The organism is Moellerella wisconsensis ATCC 35017, from assembly GCF_001294465.1.
Classification (GTDB): Bacteria; Pseudomonadota; Gammaproteobacteria; order Enterobacterales; family Enterobacteriaceae; genus Moellerella; species Moellerella wisconsensis.
On sequence record NZ_LGAA01000018.1, the window covers coordinates 296770 to 309567 of the forward strand.

9 protein-coding genes and 1 pseudogene are annotated in these 12798 nt (G+C 42.2%); 5 read left to right on the forward strand and 5 right to left on the reverse strand.

Features of this window, described 5'->3' with window-relative positions; translation table 11 throughout:
• Positions 1-3: 3 nt before the first annotated feature.
• Together trpD and M992_RS09445 are read right to left on the reverse strand one after the other, a co-directional pair.
• Positions 4-1639 (reverse strand): annotated as a pseudogene (gene trpD, locus M992_RS15470) (bifunctional anthranilate synthase glutamate amidotransferase component TrpG/anthranilate phosphoribosyltransferase TrpD).
• A complete protein-coding gene (locus M992_RS09445) occupies positions 1639-3213 on the reverse strand; it encodes an anthranilate synthase component 1 (RefSeq protein ID WP_053908286.1) in 1575 nt (524 codons plus the stop codon). Before M992_RS09445 ends, trpD begins: the two are co-directional and overlap by 1 nt.
• Before the next feature lie 335 nt (positions 3214-3548).
• On the opposite strand from M992_RS09445, the gene rnm reads away from it, so the two are divergent.
• The 3 genes from rnm (at position 3549) to rluB (ending at position 6417) form a co-directional block, all read left to right on the forward strand.
• Positions 3549-4439, forward strand: a complete 891-nt coding sequence (rnm, locus tag M992_RS09450) for an RNase RNM (RefSeq protein ID WP_053908287.1) — start codon at positions 3549-3551, stop codon at positions 4437-4439.
• A gap of 138 nt (positions 4440-4577) precedes the next feature.
• The gene (locus tag M992_RS09455) at positions 4578-5198 is read left to right on the forward strand and encodes an L-threonylcarbamoyladenylate synthase (RefSeq protein WP_053908288.1); all 621 of its coding nucleotides are present in this window, start codon (positions 4578-4580) and stop codon (positions 5196-5198) included.
• A gap of 262 nt (positions 5199-5460) precedes the next feature.
• The gene (rluB, locus tag M992_RS09460; RefSeq protein ID WP_053908289.1) at positions 5461-6417 is read left to right on the forward strand and encodes a 23S rRNA pseudouridine(2605) synthase RluB; all 957 of its coding nucleotides are present in this window, start codon (positions 5461-5463) and stop codon (positions 6415-6417) included.
• A 404-nt stretch (positions 6418-6821) separates the two neighbouring features.
• Here the strand turns inward: rluB and cobO are convergent, their stop codons facing one another.
• Together cobO and M992_RS09470 are read right to left on the reverse strand one after the other, a co-directional pair.
• The gene (cobO, locus tag M992_RS09465) at positions 6822-7412 is read right to left on the reverse strand and encodes a cob(I)yrinic acid a,c-diamide adenosyltransferase (RefSeq protein WP_053908290.1); all 591 of its coding nucleotides are present in this window, start codon (positions 7410-7412) and stop codon (positions 6822-6824) included.
• A 4-nt stretch (positions 7413-7416) separates the two neighbouring features.
• The gene (locus M992_RS09470; protein ID WP_053908291.1) at positions 7417-8181 is read right to left on the reverse strand and encodes a YciK family oxidoreductase; all 765 of its coding nucleotides are present in this window, start codon (positions 8179-8181) and stop codon (positions 7417-7419) included.
• A 187-nt stretch (positions 8182-8368) separates the two neighbouring features.
• Between M992_RS09470 and sohB the strand changes: the two genes are divergently transcribed.
• Positions 8369-9415, forward strand: a complete 1047-nt coding sequence (sohB, locus tag M992_RS09475) for a protease SohB (RefSeq protein ID WP_053908292.1) — start codon at positions 8369-8371, stop codon at positions 9413-9415.
• Between the two features lie 188 nt (positions 9416-9603).
• Here sohB and M992_RS09480 read toward each other — a convergent pair whose 3' ends face one another.
• On the reverse strand, positions 9604-9855 hold the full coding sequence (locus M992_RS09480; RefSeq protein WP_053908293.1) for a DUF2498 family protein: 252 nt from the start codon (positions 9853-9855) through the stop codon (positions 9604-9606).
• A 294-nt stretch (positions 9856-10149) separates the two neighbouring features.
• Between M992_RS09480 and topA the strand changes: the two genes are divergently transcribed.
• Positions 10150-12744: a type I DNA topoisomerase gene (gene topA / locus M992_RS09485; protein ID WP_053908294.1), complete on the forward strand. Its 2595-nt coding sequence runs from the start codon at positions 10150-10152 to the stop codon at positions 12742-12744.
• Positions 12745-12798: the final 54 nt, after the last annotated feature.

Here is a 12798-nt window from a genome sequence, read left to right on the forward strand (position 1 = left end):
GCATTACTTCCTTAAAGCCAGGGCAGTCACACGGTCATAAGCCTTGCCACTGCGAATAACATTGAGAGCAAAATCTGCATTTTCAGCCAGATTTTCATGCCCGTTAATTTTCATGAGTAAAGCAACATTTGCTGCCACTGCGGCCTCATGTGCCGGCGCACCTTGCCCTTGTAACAGCTGGCTGAGTAATTGGCGATTGTGCTCAGGTGCCCCCCCAGCTAAATCGGTGAGAGCATATGGCATTAACCCAAAATCATCGGCATTAAGTTGGTAATAAGACAGCTTTCCATGATTAAGTTCAGCCACATCGGTCGGTGCATGCAATGAAACTTCATCCATTCCACCACTGTGTACCACAGCTGCGCGGGTAAACCCAAGCATTTGTAATGTCTCAGCAATGGGTTTAACCAATTCCGCTTGGTAGACTCCAATTAACGCAATCGAAGGGCGAGCCGGATTAATTAATGGGCCCAGCACATTAAACAGTGTTCGAGTTTTTAACTGGCTTCTAACAGGTGCTGCGTGACGAAAACCACTGTGATATTGCGGGGCAAATAAGAAACAAACGCCTAGATCATCAAGGGCATCGCGGGCGTTTTGTGCGCTCATTTCTAACGAAATACCAAAAGCCGCCAATAAATCAGAAGAGCCGGAACGGCTGGATACGCTACGATTACCGTGTTTAGCGACTTTAATACCACATTCAGCCGCCACAAATGCACTGGCTGTTGAAATATTAATACTGTTGGCCCCATCACCACCAGTACCAACGATATCACTGAAGGCATAGTCCGGGCGTGGAAATGGCTGGGCGTTTTCTAAGCAGGCTAATGCTGCGCCTGCGATTTCTGCTGGCTGTTCGCCGCGAATTTTCATACTAATTAATACAGCGGCTAATTGTGATTCGGTCAGTTCACCGCGAATAATGGCATTGAATAATGATTGGCTTTCTGATTGTGATAACACTTGAGCGCCAAATAATTTATTTAATAATGTATTCATAATATTTTCTCTCTATCTAAATTGGCCTTGCAGTTTATTGATATTTATTTTATTTCTGCGTATCGAGTGCCCAAGCTAATGTCTGCTCAAGCAATCTGGCCCCTTGTGTTGTTAAGATAGATTCGGGATGAAACTGAAAACCGCACACTTTATCTTGCTGATTACGGACCGCCATCACCATGCCGTTAGATTCCGCGCTAATGGTTAATGTACTCGGGATTTTGTCGCCCACGAGTGAATGATAGCGCGCTACTGGCAGAGGGTTATCAAGACCGGCAAACATAGCTTGATTATCGTGAGTCGCCAGTGATGACTTACCGTGTAAAATTTCACCTGCGGCAGACACTTGGCCGCCATATACTTCAATAATGGCTTGGTGCCCCAAACAAATACCAATAATGGGATATTGTCCTTTTACCGCTTGCAATACGGCGGGCATACAACCGGCTTCTGACGGTTTACCCGGGCCTGGAGAGAGCACTAATAGCGGGGATTCCATGCTCGCCAGTACGGTGAGAATATGTTCAGCAGAGACCGTGTTGCGATAAATAACCACTTGATGGCCATAAGCACGTAATTGGTCGACGAGGTTATAAGTAAAAGAATCGACATTATCGAGTAATAGAATATTAGCCATTAGAGGATCTCCTCGGTTTGGTGTGCTTTAGCTATCGCGCGGATCACCGCTTGGGCTTTATTGCGTGTTTCATCGGCTTCGTCTTGCGGATTGGAATCCAACACCACACCACCACCGGCTTGTACTGTGGCAATGCCATTTTCGACATATGCCGAGCGAATTACGATACAGGTATCAAAATGACCTTTACCGGTGAAGTAACCGACCGCGCCCCCGTATGATCCTCGACGTTCTTGCTCATATTCTGCTATCAGTTGCATTGCACGAACTTTTGGTGCCCCGGTTAGGGTTCCCATATTCATACAGGCCTGATAGGCATGGAAAATATCTAAATCGGAACGTAATGTTCCCACGACTTGAGAGACCAAATGCATCACAAACGAATAACGATCTACTTTGGTTAAATTAGCCACATAGCGGCTACCAGGTTCGCAAATACGGGCTAAATCATTACGGGCCAAATCCACTAGCATTAAATGTTCAGCCAATTCTTTTTTGTCTGTACGCATGGATAATTCAATGCGGCTATCTAAATCCGCATCAATCTCGCCATTTGCGCGATGCCCGCGAGGACGAGTACCAGCAATTGGATAAATTTCAATCTTTCGGCTGTCGGCATCATATTTAAGCGCGCTTTCTGGAGAGGCTCCAAATAGGCTAAAATCCTGATCTTGCATAAAAAACATGTACGGGCTGGGATTCTGTTGTTTGAGATGCTGATAAGCCAATAAGGGGTGTGGGCACGGCATGCTGAATTTACGCGATGGCACTACTTGAAAGATATCTCCTTGGCGAATGTATTTTTTCAACGCACTCACGGCATCGCAATAAACTGCATCGTCTTTATTCACGTTAACCGTAAAGTTGTCGACAGAAACTGCTGGTAATGCAGATAAGAAGGGGCGACAAGCAGAGATAATTTCTTGGTGACGCACGGAAATACTATGATTAATCGTGATATCTTGGCTAAAGATACTGCTTCTAAGTACCGCGGCTTGGTTTTGATGGTCGATCACTAAATAATGTTCGGCAACATAAAAGCAATAATCAGGGCAACGATTAACCGATGCGACTTCAGGCAAAGATTCAAAGTTGGCGATAAGATCGTAAGCAAACAAGCCACCGACAAATAATAATTCCGGTTTATCTGATTTTTGTTGAGCTAATTCAGGCAATAAGCGTAATACGTCCATTGACGAATGGGCTTTGAGGCGGTTATCTTCATCTAACTCTGGCGCAGGCTGTGGAAAAATGACGATTAATTGCCGGGGAGTAATGTTTATGTTCTTACTGTGTGAGGCTAATAAATCGGCTATGAGCGGTAATAATGCCGCACCGTTTTCACTTAGCGCTTCTATCTCAACTTGTTGGCCAAAGGCACGGATACGCAAGGCGCTATCGACAATCAGCAAACTTTGTAAATTAGTTTTTAGCGTGATTTCAGCAGATTCGAGCAATAGGGTGGCAGGCTTATTTTCACACAGATGGTGAAATAGCAGTGTCGGATCTTGCTGATAATTAATCGGGCTTTCCAAATGATCAAACTTAACCGCTGTTTCTTTGTGATTTGTCATGTGTCTTACCTTAAAACTGTAGCCTTAAAACTGAGGCTTAAAATGAAAATGTAGCAATAAAAAAACCCACCTCAAGGGGCGGGTTTCAGCACGGTAGCATCTCTATTCTATGCACTCGCGGATTGCGCCCAAACGGGGAAGTTACGCCACCAACGGTTAAATAAAATAGATGCTGTCATACCGTGCCTCACATGATTTAGGGTTAATTTATCTAAGGGTTATCATCCTGACCTGTGTACTAGTTAACTAGATCGAGCTTGGTGTGTCAAGCCGTTTATGGAATACTAGTTAAAATAATTAATATCTATAATTAATACTGATAAAAAGGACTCAACATGTCGCAACAGTTAACTGAACTGCTGGTTAGATATGATTTGCATAGTCATACTACGGCTTCAGACGGTGAGTTAACCCCTGAAGAACTGGTAGAGCGTGCGGCAGAAATGGGGATTAATTTTCTAGCAATCACCGATCACGATACTTGTGCGGCTTTGCCAATCGCACAACAGTATATTATAGAAAGTCATCTTCCAGTAAGGTTGATCACTGGCGTAGAAATCTCAACATTATGGGAGAATATGGAAATCCATGTGGTGGGATTAAACTTTGATCTCAATTCTCCGGCGATTAGTCAACTGCTCGAGTTACAATCAACCAGACGTTATCAGCGCGGTGAAGAAATAGGGCGACGGCTAGCTAAAAGTGGTATCGAAAATTGCTGGGAAAATGCGCAGCGATTAGCGCAAGGTGGGCAAGTGACTCGTGCTCATTTTGCTAAATATTTGATAGAAATTGGTAAAGAAAAAACCATCAATAAAGTCTTTAAACGCTATCTAGCGAAAGGGAAAATTGGGTATGCTCCGCCAACATGGTGTTCAATTGAAGAGGCGATAGCCGCTATCCATCAATCCGGCGGGGTTGCCGTGTTGGCGCATCCCTCCAAATATCAGTTGTCAACCAAATGGTTAAAGCGGCTGGTGGATTATTTTAAACAGCAAGGCGGCGATGCAATGGAAGTCTCGCATTGCCAGCAAACCCATCAAGAAAAACAGTTTCTATCGCAACTGGCTGAATTGCATCAATTAAAATGTTCTCTGGGCTCTGACTTTCATCGCCCTTGTGGCTGGATTGAGCTGGGCCGTAATTTGTGGCTACCAAATGATAATAATGCAGTTTGGCAATTGTGGGATAACACGGATAATAATAACGCGTTGCTGAGCGTATAAGTCAGTGTAGAATAGACAAAATTTAATTTAAACTAGAATTAAATTAACAGTGCAATTTATTGTTAATCTATATCCTATAACTCACATGGTGAGGTATGGTCGTGAAATGTTCACGACCAGAGGATCGCGAGGTAATTTATGAGCCAATTTTTTTATATTCATCCAGATAATCCGCAAGCACGCATGATAAATCAGTGTGTTGATGCTTTAAAACAGGGCGGAGTAGTGGTTTACCCAACCGATTCCGGTTATGCAATGGGTTGTTGTTTGGGCGATAAAAATGCGATGACTCGCATTTGCCGTATTCGCCAGTTAGATTCTAACCACAATTTTACTTTGATGTGCCGTGATTTGTCTGAACTAGCGACATATGCCCATGTTGATAATACCGCGTTTCGTTTGATTAAAAATAATACGCCGGGTAATTATACTTTTATTTTAAAAGCTACCAAAGAAGTACCTCGTCGTCTGATGAATGAAAAACGTAAGACGATTGGGCTGCGAGTGCCAGCTAATCCAATAGCGCGTGATTTGTTAGAAGCAATGGGTGAGCCATTAATGTCCACCAGCTTGATTTTACCGGGTGATGATTTTACCCAGTCTGATCCTGAGACTATTCGTGATGTGTTAGACCGCCAGGTGGATGTGATTATTCATGGGGGCTATTTAGGACAACAACCGACCACAGTGATTGATTTAACTGATGATTCCCCGGTGATTGTACGTGTAGGAACTGGGCCGACTACACCTTTTGAGTAACCGAGGTTTGTTTAGGGCATTCACTGAAAGCTGTGTATAATGCGCAGGGATTTTGATATTGTATCGGGATATCCGCAGCAAGCTATATCAGCCCATATCAAATTAGATCATATCAAGATAATAAGCCATATAGATTATCTATGTGGCTAAGCCATATTTATAAATCACTGTGTATAACATTGAAAGTGAATGAATAATAGCCAGTGCAAAGTAAACAATATTAATGAATATGACGCCTGTGAAGGCGACACATGAGGTATACATGAGCGTTAAAACGCAAAAGACAGAAAAGTTACAGAAAGTTTTAGCCCGTTCAGGGCATGGTTCGCGTCGTGAGATTGAAACATTAATCGAAGCTGGGCGGATCAGTGTTGATGGTAAAGCCGCCACATTAGGCGATCGTATTGACGTTAAATCATCGACTAAAATCCGTTTAGATGGCCGAGTGCTATCTATCAAAGAAGCTGAAAAAGAAGTTTGCCGCGTCATGGCGTATTACAAGCCAGAAGGTGAACTCTGTACCCGTAATGATCCCGAAGGTCGTCCGACCGTATTCGCTCGTCTTCCTCGTTTAACCGGCGCTCGCTGGATAGCGGTAGGTCGTCTGGATGTTAATACCAGTGGTTTACTGTTATTTACCACTGATGGGGAATTAGCTAATCGCTTAATGCACCCAAGCCGTGAAGTTGAACGTGAATATGCGGTGCGCGTATTTGGCGAAGTTACAGATGCCATTAAACGCCAACTGACCATGGGTATTCAACTTGATGACGGCCCTGCATCGTTTAAAACCTTGACCTATAAAGGCGGCGAAGGTATCAATCAGTGGTACAACGTGACCTTAACCGAAGGGCGTAACCGCGAAGTACGTCGTCTGTGGGAAGCGGTTGGTATTCAAGTGAGCCGTTTAATTCGTGTGCGTTATGGCGATTTAGATCTGCCAAAAGGCTTGCCACGTGGTGGTTGGGTTGAATTAGGTTTAGAGCAAATCAATTATTTACGTGAATTGGTTGAATTAGATCCAGAAGTTGTGACTAAAGTGGCTGTTCCTCGCGATCAACGTCGCTTAAAAGCTAATCAAATTCGCCGTGCAGTGAAACGTCATTCGCAGGTGTCTGAACGTACGGGGGGGACTAAACGCCCAAGTACTCGTGCAGGGACTAAAACTGGGGCTAAATCCAGTACCAAACCCGTGACTAAAAGTCGTACCCGTACTTAATCAATATATATAATCAATATATAAATTAGTTTTAGTAAAATCAGCCGGATATTTTATAGCGGCTGATTTTTTATTATTACGATATCATTCAAAAACAATCATTAAATACAATAAATTACGTGATATTTATTCTATTTTTTTATGAGTTATTGTCCTATCCCTTACATTGTTACAATCCTGTACCAAATTACAATCTTATACCGATTTTATAATTCAGACTCGGGCTATATTTGGTACTGGCGTATCAGTTATTCAACAGCTATTTATAACATCGTTGCCCAAAGAGTCATTGATATAATGGCTGATCTGGCTCGTGCTTTTTATCGTAAAATGACGGGCTAAACAACAGTAAATGGATTAGCCCGCCGTAGCTATTATTTCGAATGATTTTTAGTCATTAGCTTTTACCAATCGATGCCTTTTTGCGCTTTAATACCGGCATCAAATGCGTGTTTCACCGGGCGCATTTCGGTGACAGTATCTGCTAGTTCCAACAGCTCTCGATGGCAACCTCGTCCGGTAATAATGACCGTTTGATGCTCTGGCCGCTGGGTTAAGCGTAGGAGAACTTCCTCTAACGGCAAATAGCCATAACTCACCATATAGGTTAATTCATCCAGAACCACTAAATCGATGGATGGATCAGACAATAATGGAACTGCCTGTTGCCAGGTTTGTAGGCACGCTTGGGTATCATAGTCACGGTTTTGGGTATCCCAAGTAAATCCGGTGGCCATAACATGAAAAGGAACACCTAATGGTTCGAGCAATGCGCGTTCGCCATTATCCCAACCGCCTTTGATAAATTGGACAACTGCGGCTTTTAAACCGTGCCCGATAGCCCGTGTTACGGTCCCAAACGCTGCGGTGGTTTTGCCTTTGCCATTGCCAGTAAAAACGATTAAAATTCCGCGTTCAAGCTGAGCAGATTCAATCCGAGCCTCAACTTTATCTTTCAGTCGTTGTTGCCGTTGCTGATGTTGTGATTCTGGCATCGATTTACTCCGTTATCCCCGGTTTTCTATTCGGTTGTGCATCAAAGCTAATACCGCTTTTCCCTTGGCTATCATTACCCATAAGATACACATAAACTGGCATAATATCGGCCGGGGTTTTTAGTCCGAGAGGGTCTTCTTGTGGGAATGCACTGGCTCGCATTTGAGTACGAGTGCCTCCAGGATTGATACAATTAACTCGCAGATTACTTTGTTTATATTCTTCAGCCAGAACTTGCATCAAGCCTTCGGTGGCAAATTTAGAGACAGCGTATGCTCCCCAGTTTGCACGCCCTTGTTTACCGACACTGGAGCTGGTGAATATTAATGAGGCACTGGTTGAGCGTAATAATAGCGGGAGTAATGCCTGCGTTAGCATAAAGGTCGCATTAACATTAACTTGCATAACTTGATGCCATAATTCAGCGGGTTGTTCGCTGATTGGGGCAACAATACCTAATAACCCAGCATTGTGCAGTACGCCATCAAGACAAGGTACTTTCTGTGCTAGATCAGCCGCTAACGCTTGGCATTGTTCCTCGGTCGCGGTTAATAAATCTAGCGTATAAATTAACGGAGTGGCGTGATAAGTATCAGTAATCTGTTGTTGGACATCTTTGAGCTTGCTTTCGGTTCTGCCCAGCAAAATAAGTTTGGCACCATAACGTGCATAGGTTAATGCGGCTTCTCGGCCAATGCCTGCACCAGCCCCAGTTACTAAGATAATTTTATCGTTTAATAGGTCACTTTTGGGTTGATAGTGTAACATGCGTTGTTCCTAATCGATTGGTGGTTATTTATCTATTTGTATTAACTGCAATTATTAGCTAATTAAATACAATCGAATTCAGTAGATCCTCGATTAAGAGTAAACTACTCTATAATTTTTGCTAGCCTCATGAATTTATTCATGAGAATATTTTTGTATATATTTAGTCTGAAAGAAGGATTATTTCGTGGAGTATTTTTCTCTGTATGGTTTATTTTTAGCCAAAGTAGTAACCATCGTGTTAGCTATTGGGGCGTTGGTAGTATTAATTTTTGCTAATAGCCTGCGTCGTGGTGGGAGTAAAGGCGCATTGAAAATTAGCGATCTTGGTGAGCTTTATCGTGATCGTCAACGTGAAATGCAGCGGCTAAAAATGAATGAGGCTGAGCATAAAGCGTGGACAAAAGCGTTTAAAAAGCAGCGTAAAAATGATGCTAAAAAACAGAAGCTTAATGCGAAGGCAGGTCAGAGTGGTGTAAAAAAACCGTGCCTGTATGTATTGGGTTTTAAAGGCAGCATGGATGCGCACGAAGTTTCGTCACTGCGTGAGGAGATTACTGCCGTATTAGCGGTAGCGGATAAACAAGATGAAGTGCTGCTACGTTTAGAAAGCCCGGGCGGTATGGTGCATGGTTATGGACTTGCAGCGTCTCAATTGGGGCGGTTGAAAGAAAAAAACATTCCATTAACTGTGGCTGTCGATAAAGTGGCCGCCAGTGGTGGTTATATGATGGCATGTGTTGCTGATAAGATTGTGGCGGCTCCTTTTGCTATTATTGGCTCTATCGGTGTGGTTGCTCAAGTACCCAATATTCATCGTTTATTGAAAAAACATCAAGTTGATATTGAACTGCATACTGCGGGTGAATATAAAAGAACATTGACAATGTTGGGCGAAAATACTGATGCTGGCCGTGAAAAATTCATTGAAGATTTAAATGAAACTCATCACTTGTTTAAATCATTTGTGCACGATAATCGACCATCATTAGATATTGAAGCAGTAGCAACAGGCGAATATTGGTACGGAACTCAGGCAAAACAGAAAGGTTTAATTGATCAGATTGGCGTTAGTGATGATTTGATTATTGAGCAAATAGAAAATAGAGAAGTGATTAGCGTGAGCTATACACACAGCAAAAAATTAGTTGAACGTTTTACTGGTAGCATCTCAGAAAATGTGGATAAATTACTATTACGCTGGTGGCAGCGCGGTCAAAAACCGTTACTTTAATCATAATAATGACTAAATTAGTGGATTAAAAATAATCGCTAATAGTTATTTAATGACGAATTTGATTATATTTATGGTTTAAATTTAAGCATAAATATAGTCGATAGTTCATTTTATAATATTTAGAGGCAAGTTATTGCGATAAAGATCATCAGCCGTTTGCTGTTATCTTTATCGCATGCTGATTATTAATCTTTTAATCTATATTGTTCAGATAATGTTTGAGTTAAATGTTTAAACATATTAAATACTGCGGTACTTTTGGCCGTTGGTACGCCATCTTCATCGAGGAAAAACTCCCCTTTAAACACTAGGGTCGGACCGTGTTGTTCAACAGTGGTTGCGTACATTCCATGAATAAAATCTTCATGTTCTTTAATGATTTTATTCGCTTTTTCTAAAAGCTCATCCCGAGTAATGAGTGTTGGTTGCTTCTGCATAGAACTGACTCCTTAAAAAAATAATTAGTTGCGTATCACTATTTATCAGGTAGAGTGTGTGTTTTTCATTTGCCACTAAACTGCTATTATACAGCAAAAAATATTGCATACTAAAACTCAGTTTCTCTGTGTCTAAAATAGCTCAGTTAATTTTACTGTTTTTGTTCTACCGCAAATAAATTAAAGAAAAAAAGTTGATCTATTACGATTCTTACGCAATATAAGAAAGAGATTTTCAATTTAGTACATTTAAATAATGAATGTACTTATTACAGAAATTAGGTAAAGGTAATTATGGGTAAAGCTCTTGTTATAGTGGAGTCCCCGGCAAAAGCCAAAACGATAAATAAATATCTTGGCAAAGACTACGTGGTGAAAAGCAGCGTTGGTCATATCCGTGATCTGCCTAAAAGTGGATCAGGAACGCAAAAGAGCGCAGCCACAACTACCGATAAAACCAAAAAAGCCAAAAAAAATCCACAAGATGCCCTGGTTAATCGTATGGGTGTCGATCCTTATCATGGGTGGACGGCTAATTACCAGATTTTACCTGGTAAAGAAAAAGTGGTTTCTGAATTACAATCGTTAGCTGCGGATGCAGATCATATCTATCTCGCAACCGACCTTGACCGCGAAGGAGAAGCTATTGCTTGGCATTTGCGGGAAGTGATTGGTGGTGATGATTCACGATTCAGCCGGGTCGTATTTAACGAAATTACAAAGAACGCCATTACACAAGCATTTAATAAGCCCGGTGAGTTAAATATTGACCGAGTTAATGCTCAACAAGCGCGTCGCTTTATGGATCGCGTGGTGGGCTATATGGTTTCTCCGCTACTGTGGAAAAAAGTGGCGCGAGGATTATCTGCCGGACGCGTTCAGTCCGTCGCTGTACGTTTGATTGTTGAGCGTGAGCGCGAAATTAAAGCATTTGTACCAGAAGAATATTGGCAGCTACATGCAGATTTAGCAGAAAAAACAGTTTCAGCGATCCGTATGGAAGTGACCCACAGTAAAGGTAAGCCCTTTAAGCCGGTCACTAAAGCCGAAACTGAAGCTGCAGTGGCATTGCTGGAAAAGGCTAAATTTGAGGTCACTGACCGCGAAGATAGACCAACCTCCAGTAAACCCAGCGCACCTTTTATTACTTCAACTTTACAACAAGCGGCCAGCACACGCTTAAGCTTTGGAGTAAAGAAAACCATGATGATGGCTCAGCGTCTTTATGAAGCGGGGTATATTACCTATATGCGTACTGACTCGACTAATTTGAGCCAAGATGCATTAACCATGGTGAGAGACTATATTGGTGAAAACTTTGGCGCTAAATATCTGTCTAAAGACGCTAATATTTACAGTAACAAAGAAAACTCACAAGAAGCGCATGAAGCTATTCGTCCTTCCAGTGTGGATGTATTACCTGATTCCTTGAAAGATATGGAACCAGACGCAAAAAAACTGTACCAGTTAATTTGGAATCAATTTGTGGCGTGTCAAATGACACCTGCCAAATATGATTCAACCACATTAACTGTAAAAGCGGGTGATTTTGAGCTTAAAGCCAAAGGTCGTACATTACGCTTTGATGGTTGGACGCGAGTGATGTCGGCATTACGTAAAAATGATGAAGATAAAACTTTGCCACCGATTCAGCCGGGAACGGTACTGAGTTTGGAAACGCTGCTACCTAGCCAGCACTTTACCAAGCCACCCGCCCGTTACAGTGAAGCCTCTTTAGTTAAAGAGCTTGAAAAGCGCGGTATCGGACGTCCATCGACCTATGCATCGATTATTTCTACTATTCAAGATCGTGGATATGTTAAAGCGGAAAATCGTCGTTTTTATGCTGAGAAGATGGGTGAGATTGTTGTCGATCGCCTAGAAGAAAACTTCACAGAATTGATGAGTTACGATTTTACCGCGCGTATGGAAGATCAGCTTGACCATATTGCTAATCATCAAGAAGAGTGGAAAGCGGTGTTAGACGAATTCTTCTCTGATTTTAGCAAGCAACTGGATGTGGCTGAAAAAGATCCGGAAGAAGGCGGCATGCGGACCAATCCAATGGTGTTAACGTCGATCACTTGTCCTGATTGTGAACGACCGATGGGCATTCGTACTGCATCAACCGGTGTTTTCTTAGGATGTTCGGGATATGCTTTACCGCCTAAAGAGCGCTGTAAAAAAACCATTAATCTGATCCCAGAGAATGAATTATTAAATATTCTCGAAGGCGAAGATGCGGAAACCAATGCATTACGTGCTAAGCGTCGTTGTCCGAAATGTGGCACTGCGATGGATAGTTATCTAATTGATACTCATAGAAAACTTCATGTTTGTGGTAATAACCCTGCCTGTGATGGCTATGATATCGAAGAAGGTGAGTTCCGGATTAAAGGCTACGATGGCCCCGTGATTGAGTGCGAAAAATGTGGTTCAGAGATGCACTTAAAAATGGGACGTTTTGGTAAATATATGGGATGTACCAATGATGAGTGTAAAAATACTCGTAAGATCTTAAAAAGTGGTGAGATTGCGCCACCGAAAGAGGATCCGGTCCCTTTACCTGAGTTGCCATGTGAAAAATCTGATGCTTACTTTGTCCTACGTGATGGGGCTGCGGGGATATTTTTAGCTGCCAACACTTTCCCTAAATCGCGGGAAACTCGTGCACCGTTAGTTGCTGAGTTACAACGATTTAAAGATAGATTAGCCGATAAAATGAAGTATCTAGCAGAAGCACCTGCCACCGATCCTGAAGGTAATCCAACGATTGTTCGTTTCAGTCGCAAGACTAAACAGCAGTATGTTTCTTCAGAAAAAGACGGTAAAGCCACTGGCTGGAGCGCATTCTATGTTGATGGCAAATGGGTTGCAAAAGAAAAGTAATACGCATTTATTGATGTCGTTTTATTGCCTAATGACTAGATAATTGACATAGAT